The organism is Bifidobacterium commune (assembly GCF_900094885.1).
GTDB classification, from domain to species: Bacteria; Actinomycetota; Actinomycetes; order Actinomycetales; family Bifidobacteriaceae; genus Bifidobacterium; species Bifidobacterium commune.
Genome location: NZ_FMBL01000001.1, coordinates 430060 through 450054 on the forward strand (window position 1 = coordinate 430060; position 19995 = coordinate 450054).

A 19995-nucleotide genomic window follows, 5' to 3' on the forward strand; every position below is an offset into this window, starting at 1 on the left:
GGCAGTATGACGCAAGCAACTACGCAGGTGGACGAACAGGACGTGGAAAATGACGTGGATCCGCGAGTTTTGGCCCAATCGGTGGTACTTTTCGCGGCTGACGAGACCGAAGAAGTGGGCGAATACCTGCAAAGCATTGATTTGGGTGATAATGTCACTGATTTCCGTTTCCGGTGTCTTAAAAAAGGATATGAGGGCTGGCAATGGTCGGTTACTCTGTATCACGATATCGAGATGAACTCTTGGAGTGTCAACGAGTCCTCACTTGTCCCAACTGATGACTCGTTGTTGGCACCGGCTTGGGTTCCTTGGAAGGACAGGCTTAAGGCTTCGGACCTTTCCGTAACTGATTCGTTGGGTACCGACCCCGACGATCCTCGTATGGAAGTAGGTGTGGATGAGGCGCAAGGTGCCGAAGTCGATTTGATGCAAATCGGTGGAATCAATCAGAACAATGAGTTGTCGCCAGCTGATATCAAAAGTGAGAATGACGACAATCGCTCTGGCAACAGCGTTTTCGCCGACCAGCAAGTATCGCGGGATTCCGGCCTCGATGGGAACAACGACACCGAACATGCCCAAACGGCAAATGATGGGGATTCCGATGTGTCTGATCAGATTTCTCAGGCCGAGGTCGCACGGGAGGAGTGCAAACGTGAGTTGGAAGATGTGGTTGAGCAATATGGGCTTTCACGCAGACATGTGATGAGTGAGCTCGGACGTTCGCAGACTGCAAAGCGCTGGTACGAAGGGCAGCATGGTCCCAAGTCCCTTTCCACCAAGACAGCCGAAGGCAATCTTTGCTCGACTTGTGCCTTCTTTATCGGTTTGCGAGGTGACTTGAACACCATGTTCGGCGTGTGTGCCAATCGATGGAGTCCTGACGATGGACGCGTGGTTTCTCTCGATCACGGGTGTGGTGAGCATTCTGAGATCGAACAACCGGAACCCTCTCAGCTCTGGATACAATCCAAGCCGGCGTTTGACGACTTGCATATTGACATCATCTCTCAGGCTCCTCGTGAAGAGCGTGATCAGGTAGAACTCATCGAAGCCCTTGATGTCGATGTGACTTGCGAGAGCGTGGAAGATGAACAGAAGGCAACCGAAAGCGACATTATCGCCCAGGTTGTTTCTGATGAGTCGGCAGATGATGCCGAAAGTGATATGAAGTTAGGAACGGTTGGCAGTGAAGTGGCCGCTGATGTTCAGATTGAAGAAACCGTTGATTTGGTGGAAGCCGAATCTTCTGACGATCGCGGCGAGAACGAAACAGACGATTCAAATGAGAGTGATTCGTCATCGAAAAAACACGCATCGGACGAAGAGACCGAGCCGAAATCTGTATGAATGAGTGTATTGACCACTGATAACAAAGTGTTTGTTGCGTTCTCAGCGCAATCGGGGTATACCGTGAAATAAACGTCACTATGAATCGGTAGAGTAAATGGGATTATCAACAGTGGAAGGACAAGTATGTTCGAACGGTTTACTGACCGCGCTAGGCGTGTGATTGTTCTTGCGCAGGAAGAAGCCAAGGCCCTCCAGCACAACTACATCGGCACTGAACATCTACTGCTCGGCCTGATTCGTGAAGGTGAAGGAATCGCAGCCAAGGCGCTTGCCGCAAGGGGTGTCACTTTGGAAGACACTCGCAAGCAGGTGGAGGAAATGATCGGCAAGGGCAATGCTGCGCCGAATGGTCATATTCCGTTTACACCACACGCCAAGCAAGTTTTGGAACTAAGCTTGCGTGAGGCATTGCAGTTGGGCCACAGCTATATCGGAACCGAGCATATTCTGCTTGGACTGATCCGTGAGGGAGAGGGTGTCGGCACTCAGGTACTCATCAAAATGGATGTTGACTTGGGTGAACTTCGCAGCTCGACGATTGACTTGATTCGCGGCAACGTCGGCGGCACTGAGAATGCAGAGAAAGGTGACCTTGCAAACGCCGGCGGAGTGGAAAACAAGGGAAACCAAACAGGTTCAGCCATTCTCGACCAGTTCGGGCGCAATCTCACTGCGGAAGCGGCGGAAGGCAAACTTGATCCGGTTATCGGCCGTGCCAAGGAAATCGAGCGCGTTATGGTTGTGCTTTCACGCCGAACGAAGAACAATCCTGTGCTTATCGGCGAACCCGGTGTCGGCAAGACTGCCGTGGTCGAAGGTTTGGCACAGAAGATTTATGCTGCGGATGTCCCTGAGACGTTGAAAAGCAAGCAGGTTTATTCACTCGACCTGGCTTCCATGGTTGCCGGATCTCGTTACCGTGGAGACTTCGAAGAGCGTCTAAAAAAAGTTCTTAAGGAGATCAAGACCCGCGGTGACATCGTACTTTTCATCGATGAAATTCATACCATCGTTGGTGCCGGTTCGGCTGATGGTGCGTTGGGTGCCTCGGATATCCTTAAGCCCATGCTGGCGCGAGGTGAGCTCCAGACCATCGGAGCCACAACCACTGACGAGTACCGCAAGTACATCGAGAAGGATGCGGCGCTTGAACGCAGGTTCCAGCCGATTCAGGTGGATGAGCCGTCCATTGCAGATACCATAGAAATTCTCAAGGGACTGCGTTCTCGCTATGAGAACCACCACAAGGTGACGATAACCGACGGTGCACTTCAGGCAGCTGCGGATCTTTCCTCGCGGTATATTCAGGACAGAAACCTGCCGGATAAGGCCATTGACCTGATTGACGAGGCGGGTGCACGGCTACGTATCAAGCGTTTGACCGCGCCACCGGAGTTGAAGGAAATCGATGCCAGAATTGCCAGGATTTCCTCCGATAAGGACAAGGCCATCAAGGATCAGGACTTCGAGCGGGCAGCGGAGCTGCGCGACAGCGAAGACAAATTGCAGTCTGAGCGCAAGGATAAGGAAAAGACCTGGCGCGAAGGTGGCAGCGACGTCAAGATGGTTGTAGATGAGGATGTTATCGCTGAAGTCGTCTCTTCGACCACCGGCATTCCTGTCTTCAAGCTCACGCAGGCCGAATCCAAGAAATTGCTCAACATGGAATCCGAGCTCCACCGGCGTATCATCGGTCAGGATGAAGCGGTTTCCGCGCTTGCGCGTTCCATTCGCCGTACACGTGTCGGCTTGAAGGATCCCAAGCGCCCCGCAGGATCGTTCATTTTCGCGGGTCCCACTGGTGTTGGCAAGACCGAGCTTGCAAAAGCGTTGGCCCAGTTCCTCTTTGATGATGACGATGCATTGATTCGTGTCGATATGTCCGAGTTCTCAGAGAAGTATGCCGCGTCGCGTCTTTTTGGAGCTCCTCCGGGATACGTCGGATATGAAGAGGGTGGCGAGCTGACGGAGAAGGTCCGTCGCAAGCCCTTCTCCGTTGTGCTCTTCGACGAGATTGAAAAGGCGCATCCGGACATCTTCAACACGCTGTTGCAGGTACTCGATGATGGTCATTTGACCGATGGTCAGGGACGCAAGGTGGACTTCAAGAACACCATCATTATCTTGACAACCAACCTGGGTACTAAGGACATCGCCAAGGCCGCCAACACTGGTTTCAGCTCTGGCAGCGATCAGGAATCAAGCTACGAGCGGATGAAGGGTCAGGTGACCAGCGAACTCAAGCAGCAGTTCCGTCCCGAGTTCCTCAACCGCTTGGATGACATCATCGTCTTCCGTCAGCTCACGCAGCCGCAGGTTCGCGAGATTGTCGATCTGGATCTCATGCAACTCAACAATCGTCTCTTCGAACGGCATATGTCGCTTGAGCTGACTGATGCGGCTAAGAATCTACTCTCGCAGAAGGGCTTTGACCCGTTGCTTGGTGCTCGCCCGCTGCGTCGTGTCATTACGCGTGATATTGAGGACGCCGTATCAGAGAAGATTTTGATGGGGGATCTCAAGAACGGTGAAAAGGTGGAAGTCGACGCTCAAGGAGAAGGCATTCTAGGTGAATTCACCTTCAAAGGTGAACCGTTCGAGCAGAACGATGAGTCATCTGAAGTAGGTGACCATGATAATGGTTCTCAGCCTGCCGATACAAATCCAACCGACGATTCGGTTGATGCAACGCAGTCGGATTCGGACGATTCCACAACAGCAGCTGATGAGCCTATTACAGACAATGAGTGATAAGTAACTCAGCAGGCCAAGCCTGCATCTGTTACTGCCAAGGTCCAGCTCCTCAACGGGAGTTGGACCTTCTGTTCTGCCCATGCGGCACCAATGATTGCTGCTTCTGATAAGACCAAATAATTCTCATAGTATACAGGCGTTGTTTCGCTATGAAGGTATGTGCAACCCCTGATGTTGCTCCTTGCGATGCCGTTGGTAATAACCATAGTTGTCCTGCTTCTCAGTGCAGCCAAAAGGCCCTGCACTGATTGTTGGTGCAGGGCCTTTTGGCTGCGCTCAAAGACCAGAGTAGGCTTGATTTGCCTGAAGTGTTACTTCACGGCGTTAAGCCATTGCTCCTTGGTGGCCTTTTCGGCTTCGAGCTTGGACTTCTTTGCTGGATCGGACTCGGTTGCAATCTGCGCATCGAGCTCGTCAAGCTGGGCTTTGAGCTGCGTTTCGAAGCTAGAAACACGGGCGTTGGCTTCTGGGTCACTCTTCTTCCAAGCGGCGTCTTCAACGGACTTGATCTGGCTGTCGACGGCATCCAAGCGGCTTTCGATACGACGCATGTCTTCGCGGGGCACGTAGCCGATCTTGTCCCATTCGTCCTGGATAGCAGCGAGGGCCTGGCGAGCCTGCTTGGCTGCCTTTTCATCGGACACCGGGACCAACGCTTCGGCCTTGGTCAGCAGCTCTTCCTTTTTTGCGAGATTGGCCTTCTCGTTCGAGCTCATCTGATCACGGTCAGCCTGACGTGCGTTGAAGAACACGTCGCATGCCTCGCGGAAGCGAGCCCAAAGGGCGTCGTCTTCCTTGCGTCCGACCCGACCTGCGATCTTCCAACGATCCATCAGTTCGTTGAACTGGTGAGAGGTTGCGCCCCATTCTGTGGAGTCTTTGATTTCGTCGGCTTCTTTGATGATGGCTTCCTTGATACGCTTTGTTTCCTCGCGTGAAGCGTCGCGGGCCTGTGCCCACTTACGGCGCTGCTGGTTGAAAGTGGTTCGAGCTGCGGAAAAACGCTGCCACAGTTCATCGGCGGTAGGCTTGTCGATGCGAATTGTGGAGCGTTGATGCTCCTGCCACTCTTCGAACAAAGAACGGAACTTGTCTGCGGTGGAACGCCAGTTCGTGTTCTCTGAAAGTGAATTTGCGAGCTCTTCGGCTTTCTTAACAATCGCGGTACGTTCTTTGATGGCCTTTTCAAGAGCAGCTTTACGGGCTTCGGCCAGTTCAGACTTCTTTGCCTCGCCTGCTTTCTTCACCTCCTCATACTGGTTCTTGAGGGCCGAAATGTCGCCGACGATCGCGGGCTGCGCGGTCTCTTCGCCAAGGCTCTTGATGGATTCATCAATTTCGTGAGACTTGATGTTTGCGGACTTCAGACGTGTCGCAAACAGGTCGAGCTTAGCTTTGAGATCGAGATAACGACGGGCATAAAGAGTCAATGCTTCTTCATTGGTGGCACTGGGGAACTGGCCGACTTCGCGTTCTCTTTCGCCTTCCTTGACGTATACTGTTCCGTTTTCGTCGACACGTCCAAACGCTTCCGCGGCTTTTATATCCGAGTCGGAATAGGTGTGCACTGGTGTGGCAACGGGACTCTTCACAGGCTTCTTGGCGAAAGCCAAAGGTGAAGGTGCATGTGCATGAGAAGCGGGTTTCGCATCTGTGGCTTGCTGGGATCCCACCTCTGTAGTCGTGGACGAGGCGCTGGCCTGTTCGTCCGTTGCAGGCTGCACTGCCTGTGCGTTGGGGGCGTTCGTGTTTGCGGGTTCAGTGACTTGTTCATCGGCCATGGCCAGCTCCTTGAGAGACTACGTGTAAGAGGTGTTGCATCAACCGAGACAAGCGTCCGGATTTCCACAACAACTACTATTATAGGGAGTTATGGCTAAAGGCGCATCAATATCAGGTTTTCCGGAATGGCTACCCAGTGAACGGGTGGTCGAACAACGTGTTATAGACACGGTCCGCAAGATCTTCGAACTCAACGGTTTCATTGGAATTGAGACGAGAGCGGTTGAAGAAGGTGCCAGTCTTCTGAAAAAAGGCGAGACAAGTAAGGAGATTTATCTGTTGTCCCGCCTTCAGGATGTAGGCTATGAATCCGACACGCCGATTGAGCGACGCCTTGGGCTCCATTTCGATTTGACGGTGCCGCTAAGCCGGTACGTTGTAGAACATTCAGGTCATCTTGCGTTCCCGTTTAAACGCTGGCAAATCCAGAAGGTATGGCGTGGCGAACGTCCGCAGGAAGGACGCTTCCGCGAATTCGTTCAGGCAGATATCGATGTCATCGGCAATGGCGAGTTGGAAGACCATTACGAGGTCGAGCTGCCATTGGTCATGGTGCAGGCGCTTGAGGAACTGCGCAAGTTCGGGCTGCCCAAGGCCACCGTGCATGCCAACAATCGTAAGCTTTCTGAGGGATTCTACCGTGGGCTTGGGCTCACTGACATCGAAGGTGTACTACGCGAAATAGACAAGCTTGACAAGGTTGGCGCTGACGAGGTAATCAAACTCCTGGTCAGCGAGTGTGGTGCAGATGAGCAACAGGCGCGTGCCTGTCTCGAACTGGCTGAGTTGACCGCGAAAGACGGTACGCAGCTGCGTGAAAAGTTTGATGAGCTATGCACCAAGCACAATATTGGACAAGAGAGAGATGCGTATCAGCTTGCACGCGAAGGTCTTGACACCTTGGCGATGATCGTCGACGAGGCGGCAATCACGCGTCCCGGTTCTGTCATCGCCGATTTGAAGATTGCTCGCGGTCTGGATTATTACACAGGTTCCGTCTATGAGACGTTCCTTGACGGGGCAGAACAGCTGGGCTCCATCTGCTCTGGAGGTCGTTACGACAGCCTCGCATCGCAGGGCAACAAGAAGTACCCTGGTGTCGGACTGTCCATCGGTCTTTCTCGGCTGATCTCCTATATGCTGCACACTGCCGGTGCGCAGGCTTCGCGGGTTTCGCCTGCGGTGGTTATGGTGGCGGTCTGGAATGAGGACGACCGGCTTGAATGCAACCATATTGCAGCACATCTTCGCGAGCGAGGTATCGCCGCCGACGTCGCTCCCAAGGCAGCAAAACTTGGCAAGCAGATCAAGTACGCCGATAAACTCGGCATACCATATGTTTGGTTCCCTGCCGATACTTCAGTCGACGCAGAAGGCAGCGATCATGACGAGGTGAAGAACATCATCACAGGCGAGCAAGTTTCCGCTGATGTCAAGTCATGGCAACCCGATAGTGTGTATGCTCGGCAGACCGTCTCCTTACCAAATTAAATGGGTATGGATTTCGCGGTTTTTGAGCGGTTCAGTAGTTAAGGAATAGAGGAAGCATGAGCCAGATGGCTTATAGAACACAACACGCCATTGAAGTGACCGAAGAACTCATCGGTCAGAAGGTTACGCTTGCAGGCTGGGTTGACCGCAGGCGCGACCACGGCGGCGTCGCTTTCATCGACTTGCGCGACAACACCGGTCTGGTGCAGGTTGTTATCTATGACGAGGAGATTGCGCGGCCGCTACGCAGCGAATACGTCGTGCAGGTCATCGGCGAAGTACGTGAGCGTCCGGACGGTAACGAGAATGAACATCTTTCGACCGGTAAGGTCGAGGTTGTTGTTGAGAGTCTCAACGTGTTGGCCAAGTCCGATGCGCTGCCTTTCCAGGTGTCCACTGCTCTTGAGAACGAGTCCGAGAACAAGCTTCCGGGCGAGGATGTACGTCTCAAATATCGTTACCTTGATTTGCGTCGTCCTTCCATGCAGAGCAATCTGAAGCTGCGTAGCGACATGTCGCGTGCGGCACGCCACGCGTTGGAAGATATGGATTTTACTGAAGTGGAGACCCCGACCTTCATCAAGTCCACCCCAGAGGGTGCACGTGATTTTGTGGTGCCTGCGCGCTTGGTGCCGGGATCGTGGTATGCACTGCCGCAGTCCCCGCAGCTGTTGAAACAGCTGCTCATGGTGGGCGGTGTAGAGCGTTACTTCCAGCTTGCACGTTGCTACCGTGACGAGGACTTCCGAGCCGATCGCCAGCCTGAGTTCACCCAGCTCGATATTGAGATGAGCTATGCGGATCAGGAAGATGTGATGGCCATGGCCGAGAAGGTTATTGCGGCCATCTGGAAGACTCAAGGCCATGAGGTCAAGTTGCCGATTGATCGCATCACTTGGCAGGATGCCATGGATAAGTATGGTTCAGACAAGCCGGATCTGCGTTTTGGCAACGAGATTATAGAACTGACCGATTACTTTAAGAACACGCCATTCCGAGTCTTCCAAGCGCCGTACGTCGGTGCTGTGGTCTTAGAAGGCGGCGCCGACACTCCGCGTCGTCAGTTCGATGGTTGGCAAGAATGGGCACGTCAGCGGGGCGCCAAGGGACTTGCGTACGTTCAGTTCTCTGGCGACGGCACACTTAAGGGCCCTGTTGCCAAGAACCTTTCCGAAGAGGAGCGCAACGGTTTGAAGGAAGCGGTGCATGCGCAGGACGGAGATGCGGTGTTCTTCGCTGCGGGTCCTCGTGAGTCGTCGCAGCTGTTGCTTGGTGCTGCACGTGTCGAGATTGCGCGTAGGGCAGGCCTGCTCGATTCCAAGAAGTTCGCCTTTACTTGGGTTGTGGACTTCCCGCTGTTCAAGCGCACCGACGATCCAGATGACGATGATGTGGCGGTGGGACACTCCAAGTGGACTTCGATGCATCACCCGTTCACCATGCCGAGTGCCGAATGGATCGACAAGTTCGATAAGGACCCGGAACATGCCATGAGCGATTCCTACGACATCGTGTGCAACGGTGAGGAAATGGGCGGCGGCTCCGTGCGTATCCACCGCAACGATATTCAGGAACGTGTCCTCGATGTACTTGGTATCGATGAAGAGGAAGCACAGGAGAAGTTCGGCTTCTTGCTCGAGGCGTTCAAATATGGTGCACCGCCTCATGCGGGCATCGCCCTTGGCTGGGATCGTACGGTTGCCATCCTGGCCGGAGCCAGCACTATCCGCGATGTCATTGCCTTCCCGAAGGCCGGCGGTGGCCGTGACCCGCTTACTGGTGCTCCTGCTCCGATTTCCGAAGCGCAGCGTGCCGAGACCGGTGTTGATTATGACCCGGAAGAGGATGAGGAATAAGTCTTCCTGATTTTCGCAAAGTCAAATGTTTGGGTGCGTTCGGTTCTTAAGAGCCGAACGCACCCAAACATTTACGGCTTGGTGCTTTAAAGAGTCAGTGGTTTTAAAGTCTTGTTCAAACAGTCGAGATATTTGTTTGTCGAGGGTGGGGAATTTAGTGATATTAGTCTTAATGGTGGTTGATTTTAGCATCTGAATTTCATACGATGGTGGTTGCAGGTATACGGCCAAAACTATGAAATAAAAGCTTTTGACCTGATGATTTTGCCAGTAACTATGAAGTAACAGTGTGCGGGTATACTGGTTTTCATGTCAGAAAGCAAAGAAACTATGATAAGAACGCGCCCTAATGGTAGTAATAATGTCGCGGGCAACGAACACCCTCTAGTCGAACTTTCGCATGTCGAAAAGCATTTTGGCAAGCTTCATGTCCTTAAAGACATCAACTTGAAGGTTGGCAAGGGAGAAGTTCTTGTTGTCGTGGGCCCCTCCGGTTCTGGAAAATCGACGATGTGCCGCACCATCAACAGGCTTGAAACCATTGATTCCGGAACTATTCGTATCGACGGTCAGCTGTTGCCCCAGGAAGGCAAGGATTTGGCCAACCTGCGTGCAGAAGTCGGAATGGTTTTCCAACAGTTCAATCTTTTCGCCAACAAGACAATTCTTGAAAATGTCACGCTTGCGCCGGTCAAGGTACGACACATGGACAAGAAGGAAGCCAATGATCTGGGTATGGATCTTTTGGCACGCGTTGGTGTTGAATTGCAGGCTAATAAAATGCCGTCTCAGCTTTCCGGAGGGCAGCAGCAGCGTGTAGCCATCGCGCGAGCTTTGGCGATGAAGCCCAAAATCATGCTTTTCGATGAGCCAACCAGTGCTCTTGATCCTGAAATGGTCAATGAGGTACTTGAAGTCATGATTAACCTTGCCAGTGAAGGTATGACCATGATTTGTGTAACGCATGAGATGGGCTTCGCTCGGAAGGCAGCAGACAATATAGTCTTCATGGCGGATGGCCGAATTCTCGAAAAGGGTACGCCGGATGAGTTCTTCGATCATCCGAAGACCGATCGTGCAAGAGATTTCCTTTCTAAGATTCTTACGCACTGACACGCCGCATACGGCTCTCGTCTTCATAGTGCTTTAGGTCATGAAGACGGGGCGTCTGACACATCGGTGGAAGACGGTGCGCGGCATATCGAAACATCGATCCCGCTGATCAGAACAACTGTGAAGCATCGGGAAAGCGAAAGTTAATGAAATCATCAATCAATCATATTTCGCGTGTCTGGCGCAGACTGCTTGCAGCGTTCTGTGCTTTGGCATGCATGTTTACTGTGGCTGGATGCGGCTCACAGAACGAGGCGGGCAAGATTCGCATCGGTATTAAATTCGACCAGCCCGGGCTTGGCTTCAAGAAGTCCGGCACCTATGTCGGCTTTGATGTTGATGTGGCTCAATACATCGCACGCAAGCTCGGTTATTCGGAGACGCAAATCGTTTTCAAGGAAGCTCCGAGCAAGCAACGCGAAGCTATGCTGCAGAATGGTGACGTCGACATGATCGTTGCCAGCTATTCGATTACGGATGAGCGTAAGAAGGCTGTTTCGTTTGCAGGTCCTTACTTCGTGGCTGGACAGGATCTTATGGTACGCAAGGACGACCATGAGATTAACGGTCCGGAAAGTCTCAATGGCAAGCGCCTATGCTCGGTGACCGGCTCAACTTCGGCTCAGGTGGTCAAGCAGAAATTTGCTTCGGAAGTCCAGCTTATGGAACAGCCTGGCTATGCCGAATGCGCCACGGCACTTTTTAGCGGCATTGTAGATGCCGTAACAACCGATGACATTATTCTTGCAGGTTTGGCATCGAATGCACGCGGTCGACTCAAGCTTGTCGGCAAGCCGTTCACCCAGGAATACTATGGTGTCGGCATTAAGAAGGGCAATGTCGAACTCGGCAGAAAGATCGACAGTGCTATCGTTGATATGGAACAGGACGGTTCCTGGGAACGAGCCATTAAAGACAACACTGTCGGCGTCGATTACAAGCCCAATATGAAATACAATCCTCCGAAGCCTAATTTGGGCGAGTTAGGAGCCGCACGATGAGTAACATGCTCCAATTGTTTACTGAATACGACGTCCTAGGAGCTTTTCTTGTCAACATTGAGTTGACGTTGTGGGCTGCGTTGTTCTCAACTGTTCTTGGCGTTATCCTGTTGATGATGAGAATTTCGCCTGTTTCCTCGTTGCGTACGGTCGCAAGTGGCTATGTTGAATTCTTCAAGAACATGCCATTGACCATCATCATGGTGTTCATGGTTCTTGGTGCCTTCGCACAGATTAAGTTGTCGTTTTCCACCAAGTTCTCCGTCAACTTCTTCTGGTTGGCAGTTACCGGTCTGTCTCTGTACACGGCGGCGTTCGTATGTGAATCCCTTAGGTCGGGTATCAACACTGTACCGTTGGGACAAGCAGAGGCCGCACGTGCCCTTGGTCTAAACTTCATGCAGTCGGCCGCTGAGATTATCCTGCCTCAGGCATTCCGTGGTTCTGTGGCTCCGTTGGGCAATACTCTTATCGCGCTGTTGAAGAACTCGACGGTGGCGGCGGCTGCTTCCGTTGCCACAGAGACGTCAAGTCTGATGAGTGAAATGATTGAATTCCATGCGAACTCCATTGTCACCATCTTCCTGATGTTCGCGCTCGGCTATGTGATTCTGATCATCCCCATCGGAGCGTTGACTACAATGCTCTCCAACAAGCTTGCGGTACGGAGGTGAACGTATGAGTAACAACAACGAATCGTCACTATTGTTCGATGAGCCGGGCCCCAAGGGCAGGCGTCATATCCGCATCGCCAATTGGATCGGTGGTGTCATAATCGCCATCGTCGTCGTGCTTATTCTTATGAGGTTGCACAATCCGCCGGACGGTGAGAACCAGCTTGACTGGGCACTTTGGCAGCCGGCTCTTAGCAGCGAGGCATGGACGGACTTCTATCTGCCTGGTCTGTGGATGACCATCAAGGCTTCTGTTCTTGCTGTTATCGGATCGGTGGTTTTCGGGCTTATCTTTGGTGTCGGTAGGTTACTGCCCAGCAAAATACTGCGTGCGGTTTCGGGCGTCATCGTCGAATTCTGTCGAGCTGTACCAGTTCTGATGTTCATGATTTTCTTCTGGAGACTGTTCTCGTTCATTGGTATGCAAAGCGCCTCCTATTGGGCTGTTGTAATAGGTCTGATTCTTTACAACGGTTCTGTGGTTGCGGAACTGGTTCGATCCGGCGTCGGAAACCTGCCAGGTGGGCAGCGCGAAGCATCTCTCGCATTGGGTCTTACAGCAACACAGTCGCTGATGCAGATTGAGGTGCCACAGGCTGTTTACGCCATGTTGCCGGCTGCTGTTACTCAGCTGGTTGTTGTGTTGAAAGATACTGCTCTTGGTTCGATTATCATGTACACTGACCTTCTGCAGGAATCGCGCCGACTTGGTTCGATGTACTTCAACATTTTGCAGACATTGGTCGTTGCAGGTGTCGTCTACTTCGTGGTTTGCTGGCTTCTTTCGAAGGTTGCGGAGTGGCTGCCGAGCCGTATGCAGGAACGCACCGCCGCTCCCGCTGAGCCGGAGCCGGTCGCTCCGATTGCCATCATGGATGCTTCGAACGTCAACCAGATTGCTGTGGCCAAGGAATTGGGCGAAGACCGTTACGGCGGGGCACCTGGTCGTTATCATGTTCATCATCGCGGCACCAATGCGTCCGTTCGCCATTGGCGCCAGACTCGTTACGAGCAGGGCTATGATGCGACGCAGCCGGATAGTGAGAAATGCAAGGAGCGCGCCGAGCGCGGAATCCCACTGCAGAATCTGCGCCCGCGTGGGAACAAATCCGATAAACCCGGCAATGAGTAGTTTCGGATGATAAATGAGGGATGGTGGTCATCGGATATATCGGTGGCCACCATCCTTTTGCGTAGTGAGTGAACGATAGAGTTAGGGTTATGACACAGACTTTAGGGGAGTTGGCGCCGAATTGGGGCGATTTCGGAAACGAGAGACGCAATCTCGACGGTGATGAAATTTACGAGAGGTTTTTCGGATGGGTTCATGATGACAAAGATGTTGAACCTTGGCCACATCAAGAGGAAGCCATCATGGATTTGCTTGCCGGCGATCACGTCATTTTGAACACGCCTACAGGATCTGGCAAGTCCCTTGTGGCATTGGGCATGCATTTCATGGCGCTTTGCACCGGTCAACGTTCTTACTACACCGCTCCGATTAAGGCTCTTGTCTCTGAAAAGTTCTTTGATCTGATGGAAGTATTCGGACGTGACAATGTCGGTATGATTACCGGTGACACCAACATCAACCCTGAGGCTCCCATCATTTGTTGCACCGCCGAGATTCTGGCCAATCAGGCGTTACGTGAGGGCGAGCGTGCCGATATTGGCTGTGTGGCAATGGACGAGTTCCACTACTATGGGGATGCCGACCGGGGATGGGCGTGGCAAGTGCCGCTGTTGACCTTATCGAAGACCCAATTTCTCTTGATGAGTGCAACGCTTGGCAATGTCAACGGTATTGCTGACAGTCTCGAAGACATGACCAAACGTGATGTTGATGTCATAGCCGATGCGCCCAGACCTGTTCCCCTGAGCTACGAGTACACCGACAAACAGCTTGCCGGAACAGTGGAGCTATTGTTCTCGAAAAAGGACACTCCGATTTACGTTGTGCATTTTTCCCAGGATGCAGCGCTTGAGACAGCGCAGGCACTCGCCAGCACCGGAGTGTCGAGTAAAGAACAGCGCGAGGCCATTAGTGAGGCCATCAAAGGCACGCGGTTTACCACTGCGTTTGGCAAGATTTTGCAACGACTGCTGCGTACAGGGGTCGGAATCCATCACGCAGGAATGTTGCCTCGCTATCGTCGGTTGGTGGAACAGCTGGCTCAGCAAGGTCTGCTGCCAGTCATCTGCGGGACCGATACGCTGGGTGTGGGAATCAATGTGCCGATTCATTCCGTTGTGCTGACTGCGCTCACAAAATTTGACGGATTCAAGATGCGCAAGTTGCGGGCGCGTGAATTCCATCAAATCGCCGGGCGTGCCGGGCGAATGGGCTTCGATACCGAGGGTCTTGTGGTGGCAGAGGCTCCGGAGTTTGAAATCGAAAATGCCCGCGCCATTGCCAAAGCGAACGGAGATCCGAAAAAGCTCAAGAAAATAAAACGTAAAAAACCTCAGGAAGGTTTTGTCGCGTGGAACAAGGCGACATTCGAGAAACTCATCGACGCCGAACCTGAAACACTTGTACCTCATATGAAAATTACCCATTCTATGGTCCTTAATGAGGTGTCTCAGGGTGGCGATGCCCGGGCACGTGTCGACAAACTTGTTGATGACTCCGCCCAAAGCGCGGAACAGAAGCAATATCTTCACGGGCGAACGGACGAAATATTCGAAACCATGCTCGATTCGTCGTTCATTGAGACAGAAGATAACGGCCATGGTGGCAAGGATTATTTCCTGGCTGTGGATGTGCCGGATAATTTTGCGCTAGATCAACCGCTGTCACCTTTTCTCCTTGCGGCACTCGAATTGCTTGATCCTGAATCGGATACGTATGCGCTTGACGTGGTATCGATGGTCGAGGCAACGCTTGAGGACCCGAAACAGGTTCTTAAAGCCCAGCAGAGGCAGGCGCGGGATAAGGAGATGGCCGAGATGAAAGCCGATGGGATTGACTACGACGAGCGAATGGAAAGGCTACAGGAGGTTACGTGGCCCAAACCGCTCGAGAAAATGCTTGAAGCCGCGTTCGACGAATACCGTCATGACGTGCCGTGGGCCAATGATTATGAGCTCAATCCAAAATCCGTGGTGCGAGACATGGTGGAAGCCGCCAGTGATTTCACCGGATACATTTCCCGGTACAACATCGCTCGTTCAGAAGGCACGCTTTTGCGTTACCTTTCCGATGCGTACCGTTCGCTAGCTCGTACCGTTCCCGTTGAAAAGCGTAATGACGAACTGGAAGATATCATCTCGTGGTTGCGAGTGGTCGTTCGTTCAGTCGACTCCAGCCTTGTGGACGAATGGGAGAACGCAGGAAACTCCGACGCACAGGCAGAAGGTGATGCGCTGAACGCAGCGGCCCCTGTTGGTGCCAAAGCTGCTGTCGTGGAAGACCGTCGAGGGCTTATCGTGCTGATTCGCAACGCCATGTTCCGTCGTATCCAACTTATGGATCGGGACAGACCGGAAGAGCTCGGTGCGCTCGATAAGGATTGGGGTTACGGAGTGCATGAGTGGGAAGATGTGCTGGACGGCTACTATGACGAGCATGAGTATGTCGGCATCGATCAGCAGGCCCGTAGCGGCAAGCTCTTCATTCTTGACGACGGCAACGAAAAGAGCGAACACACTTGGAAGGTTCGACAAATAATAGACGACTCGGATGGAGACCATAACTGGGCGATAACGGGTACAGTGGATCTCGATGCGACGCAGGAAAGTGGCGAGGTGGTCTTTGCGGATTACAGGGTGAGTGATGACGGATTGGTCTGAAATTCTTGATCGAGTGTTTTCTGGTGGTTGGTGGGGACTGCCGATTGGTCGCTTCTGCCGATCAGTGATCTGCGCATTTTGTTTGACGTCTTCCAAACGTGAGGTTGGTCGGTATTTGTTTTGGGCAGTGCCGTTCTGGGAGAATGCGACGGGGAAACCAGTAAGCGAACAAATGTTCGAATATGGAAGTATGATAAAGACATGACAGACGATTTGTTCAGCGCATCCGATGCCCCCGAGGATTTCACACGTCCGCTTGCTGTTCGGATGAGACCGTCAACGCTTGATCAGGTGGTTGGGCAGCAGCAGGCCCTTGGTGAGGGATCGCCGTTGCGCAGGCTTGCGAGCCCGTCGTCGAAGGGTTCGTTGACTGCGCCCAGCTCGATTATTCTTTTCGGCCCACCTGGTGTCGGTAAGACCACGTTGGCGTATATCGTCGCGCAACAGTCCGGACGTGTGTTCGAGGAACTTTCGGCCGTCACTTCCGGAGTCAAGGATGTGCGTGCGGTATTGCAACGTGCCCATGAACGATTGGTGACGCAAGGTTCGGAAACGGTTCTGTTCATTGATGAGGTCCATCGTTTTTCGAAATCACAGCAGGATGCGTTACTACCAAGCGTTGAAAACCGGGATGTCACCTTCATTGGTGCAACGACAGAGAATCCCAGTTTTTCCATTAACAAGCCGTTGCTAAGCCGATCGGTTGTGGTCAAGCTCGAGTCACTTGAGCCGGATGATTTGAAGGCGTTGATTACCCGAGCATTGGAAAGTAAGCAAGGATTAAAAGGAGAAGTCAAGCTCAGCGATGAAGCCATGGATGAAATCATACGCATGGCAGGAGGCGATGGGCGCAAGACGTTGACGATTCTCGAGGCGGCCGCAGGTGCTGTAACGGGAGACAAGCTGCGGGAAAAGGGTGCTCGCAAACCCACGATCAATACTGATGTTGTCTTGAAAGTGATGGATTCTGCGATTGTTCGATATGACAAGGACGGTGATGACCATTACGATGTCGCTTCCGCATTCATCAAGTCAATGAGAGGAAGCGATGCTGATGCAGCACTGCATTATCTCGCACGCATGTTGCGTGCGGGGGAGGATCCGCGTTTTATCGCACGTCGCATCATGATTGCAGCCGCCGAAGAAGTGGGTATGGCTGCTCCACAGATTCTTGAGCTTACTGTCGCCGCTGCTCAGGCGGTCGCCATGATAGGCATGCCGGAGGCAAGGATTATTCTTTCTGAAGCGGTTATTGCTGTGGCAACTGCACCGAAATCAAACGCTAGCTACAATGCCATCAATCAGGCGCTTGCCGATGTTGATGCCGGCATGATTGGGCAAGTGCCGCTTTGGCTTAGGAACGCCCCTACTGCGCTTATGAAAGATTGGGGCAACCACGAAGGTTATGTATATGCGCATGATGTGCCCGGAGCTGTGGCGTCTCAGCAATATATGCCAGATGAGCTGGTGGGGCATGAGTATTATCACCCCAATGATCGCGGGTATGAACGTGAACTTGGCCCAAGAGTTGAGAAAATCAGGCAGATTTTGCATGACGGATTACGTAATGATCAGTGAGTGAAATACGGAAAAACAGGAGGAAATAGTGGATATGGACGTGCGAACGAATGACAAACTCATCGTCAATTGCATACCAATTGGAGACAAAGACAGACAGCGTTTTATGGATGCGGCAGGGGATGTTCGCATAGAGTTCTGTGCGCAGCCGGAAAGTGAAGACAGCATCAACGGCAAGGCGGAAATTCCTGAGGCGCTGCGCGGTTGTGCCACAGCGGTACTGGGTAATATTGACCCGGCTACTGTAAACCAGTTCACGAATCTTGAATGGTTGCAGACTTGGAGCGCTGGTGTTGATGCCTATCTTAAGCCTGGTGTCCTGTCTGAACATGTCAGTGTTACAAGCTCGACCGGAGCTTATGGACAGGCTGTGTCCGAGCATATGATTGCGATGATGTGGACGATTATGAAGAATCTTACTTTCTATATCCGTAATCAGTCCGCAAGCCGTTGGCAGGATGAAGGTACGGTACTTACACCTCAAGGAGCATACGTTCTGGTTGTGGGTACTGGCGACATCGGTTCGCATTTCGCGTGTCTTGCCAAGGGTGCCGGTATGCATACGATCGGCGTACGCCGCAATGCAGCTAAGTCAGTGGACGGCATCGATGAGATGCATGGTTTCGATGAACTGGATGAGCTGTTGCCGCAAGCTGATGTCGTTGCATTGGCGTTGCCCAGTGCCGCGGATACCTACCATCTCATCGACGAGCGCAGGCTTTCCCTATTGAAAAAGAGTGCCATTATTCTCAATGGAGGAAGGGGTGATGCAATTGATGACGATGCTTTGGCCGAGGCTTTGAAGTCGAATTCAATTCGAGGTGCAGGCATCGATGTGTTCGAGGTCGAGCCGTTGCCGGCTTCTCATCGGCTTTGGGAGGAACCCCGCTGTCTTATTACCCCGCATATCGCAGGAGGTGAGCACTTGGCGAGCACTGTCGCACGAATTATCGATATAGCCGTGGAGAACGTTCGTCGTTACGTCAACGGAGAACCGTTGCTGGAACGAGCCCATTGATAGCTCTCTTCAGCAAGCAACGATTCCAAAGATCATTGAGCTGTTTTCGGGCTTGACGGTTGATGTGAGGCTGGAGGAGCGATCGAGACCTTCTTGTTAGGTGCTATTTTTAGATTATAAAAGATCCGCTGCCGGGCAATAGTGACAGCGGATCTTTTGACTGAGTGTACTGGCAACAATCAGGTCTGTCATATATATAGCGCTTTACTTATAGGCCTCATTAAGTTCGGCTTCAATATCCGCGAAGCGATTAACCTTCGGGTGGAAAATAGGGTGGCCAGCGGCGACGACGAGCAGCGGCTTTTCCAAAGTGCGCAGGTTGTCGGCAGGATTTTCATCCAGAACTAGCAGATCCGCGAATTTTCCGACCTTGATTGATCCCGTCTCATCTGCAACACCGAGGATTTCAGCGGTTACTTGAGTGCCGGCGTGGAATGCCTCTGCTTGTGTGAATCCGGCAAAAAGGTTGAACAGTTGCATTTCGCGCCATGTGCCATACTGCGTCACGAACGGCATAGCGGTGTCTGTGCCGACACCGACTTTGATACCGGCATCATGCGCCTGCTTGGCGCCACTGACCATGCCTTCGACGACGGATACCGAGTTCTGCATCTGAATATTAGTCATGTTCAGGGTTTCTTGGGACAGGTATTTCATCGGAAGACCTGCGGAAAGCGTAGGTTCCAATGCACTCCAGCCTCGCAGTGAATTGGGGTTGTTCAAGAACATATCGGTCAGCTCGTCGTCAAGGACGCAGCCATGTTCTATGGTGTCGACACCCGCTTCCAACGCTCGGTGAACACCTTCTGGGCTTTGTGCATGGGCGGCAACAATGATGTCATTGGCGTGCGCAGCCTCGCAAATGGCGCGCATCTGATCGACTGTCACCTGTGGCTTTCCAGCTTCACCGAGTACCTGCGAATCGGTTACACCACCTGTTGCCGCAATTTTCATAGCATTGACGCCGTGGTCGATACTGTATTCGGCCTGGCTGCGTGCTTCTTCGGCAGTGGTGCTTTCCAGGGCCACGAGGGGTGCTCCATGTCCGTCTGGGATTGCAAGCATCGGGCCGCTTGCCAAGATGCGTGGGCCTACCATGCGTCCCTGGTTGATGCTGTTGCGGATGGAGACGACATCATAACCGACATCACCTACTGTGCGCAATGTGGTAACGCCTGAATTCAGCAATGTCTTGATGTTGGCTTTGCTGGCTTGTCTCATCACAAGCTCTCCTAATGCGGAGTGCATGAACTTTGCGGATTTGCGTTGAGCTTCGGGCGTGCTTTTCTTGGGATCAAGTGGCTTGCCCTGTGAGAACGTGTGAACGTGGCCATTGATCATTCCTGGGGAAACGACTTTCCCAGTTGCATCAATAACGTGATAGCCCGGAGGCACCACTACCGTTGCAGAGGGGCCAATGTCTCTGATCTTGCCGAGTCCATCAACGACGATGGTCGTGTCGGTAAGCGTACGGCCGTCCGAGTCTCCTGTGGCAACGGTGGCATGTTCGATGGCAAAGGGTTCTATCGTGGTATTGCATGAAATGTGCATGTGTCTTCCTTCGATGATGGACGTTGAGAAAC

At 52.6% G+C, this 19995-nt stretch carries 13 protein-coding genes; 11 read left to right on the plus strand and 2 right to left on the minus strand.

Annotated elements, in window-relative coordinates; all coding sequences use genetic code 11:
• Positions 1–6: 6 nt before the first annotated feature.
• The gene (locus GA0061077_RS01660) at positions 7–1350 is read left to right on the plus strand and encodes a DUF3027 domain-containing protein (protein WP_091847590.1); all 1344 of its coding nucleotides are present in this window, start codon (positions 7–9) and stop codon (positions 1348–1350) included.
• Between the two features lie 126 nt (positions 1351–1476).
• Complete coding sequence (locus GA0061077_RS01665) at positions 1477–4104, plus strand: ATP-dependent Clp protease ATP-binding subunit (RefSeq protein ID WP_091847190.1); 2628 nt, start codon at positions 1477–1479, stop codon at positions 4102–4104.
• Positions 4105–4418: 314 nt separating this feature from the next.
• On the opposite strand, the gene GA0061077_RS01670 is transcribed toward GA0061077_RS01665, so the two are convergent.
• Positions 4419–5888, minus strand: a complete 1470-nt coding sequence (locus GA0061077_RS01670) for a DUF349 domain-containing protein (RefSeq protein WP_091847191.1) — start codon at positions 5886–5888, stop codon at positions 4419–4421.
• Positions 5889–5979: 91 nt separating this feature from the next.
• Between GA0061077_RS01670 and hisS the strand changes: the two genes are divergently transcribed.
• The 9 genes from hisS to GA0061077_RS01715 all read left to right on the plus strand — a co-directional run bounded on the left by hisS (position 5980) and on the right by GA0061077_RS01715 (position 18412).
• The gene (gene hisS / locus GA0061077_RS01675) at positions 5980–7380 is read left to right on the plus strand and encodes a histidine--tRNA ligase (protein WP_091847192.1); all 1401 of its coding nucleotides are present in this window, start codon (positions 5980–5982) and stop codon (positions 7378–7380) included.
• Positions 7381–7436: 56 nt separating this feature from the next.
• On the plus strand, positions 7437–9236 hold the full coding sequence (gene aspS / locus GA0061077_RS01680; RefSeq protein ID WP_091847193.1) for an aspartate--tRNA ligase: 1800 nt from the start codon (positions 7437–7439) through the stop codon (positions 9234–9236).
• A 330-nt stretch (positions 9237–9566) separates the two neighbouring features.
• On the plus strand, positions 9567–10349 hold the full coding sequence (locus tag GA0061077_RS01685; protein ID WP_234696495.1) for an amino acid ABC transporter ATP-binding protein: 783 nt from the start codon (positions 9567–9569) through the stop codon (positions 10347–10349).
• Positions 10350–10495: 146 nt separating this feature from the next.
• Entirely contained in the window at positions 10496–11350 is an 855-nt protein-coding gene (locus GA0061077_RS01690; RefSeq protein WP_091847195.1) for a glutamate ABC transporter substrate-binding protein, read from the plus strand.
• Positions 11347–12024, plus strand: coding sequence for an amino acid ABC transporter permease (locus GA0061077_RS01695; protein ID WP_091847196.1), 678 nt, complete (start codon positions 11347–11349; stop codon positions 12022–12024). Before GA0061077_RS01690 ends, GA0061077_RS01695 begins: the two co-directional genes overlap by 4 nt.
• Before the next feature lie 4 nt (positions 12025–12028).
• Positions 12029–13156: an amino acid ABC transporter permease gene (locus tag GA0061077_RS01700; protein ID WP_091847197.1), complete on the plus strand. Its 1128-nt coding sequence runs from the start codon at positions 12029–12031 to the stop codon at positions 13154–13156.
• Positions 13157–13245: 89 nt separating this feature from the next.
• Complete coding sequence (locus tag GA0061077_RS01705; RefSeq protein WP_091847198.1) at positions 13246–15816, plus strand: DEAD/DEAH box helicase; 2571 nt, start codon at positions 13246–13248, stop codon at positions 15814–15816.
• 201 nt (positions 15817–16017) lie between these two features.
• Positions 16018–17394 carry a replication-associated recombination protein A gene (locus tag GA0061077_RS01710; RefSeq protein WP_091847199.1) on the plus strand — a complete coding sequence of 459 codons (1377 nt, stop codon included), beginning with the start codon at positions 16018–16020 and terminating at the stop codon, positions 17392–17394.
• A 34-nt stretch (positions 17395–17428) separates the two neighbouring features.
• Positions 17429–18412, plus strand: coding sequence for a D-2-hydroxyacid dehydrogenase (locus GA0061077_RS01715; RefSeq protein ID WP_091847200.1), 984 nt, complete (start codon positions 17429–17431; stop codon positions 18410–18412).
• 204 nt (positions 18413–18616) lie between these two features.
• Here GA0061077_RS01715 and GA0061077_RS01720 read toward each other — a convergent pair whose 3' ends face one another.
• Positions 18617–19963: an amidohydrolase family protein gene (locus tag GA0061077_RS01720; protein ID WP_091847201.1), complete on the minus strand. Its 1347-nt coding sequence runs from the start codon at positions 19961–19963 to the stop codon at positions 18617–18619.
• Between the last annotated feature and the right edge of the window lie 32 nt (positions 19964–19995).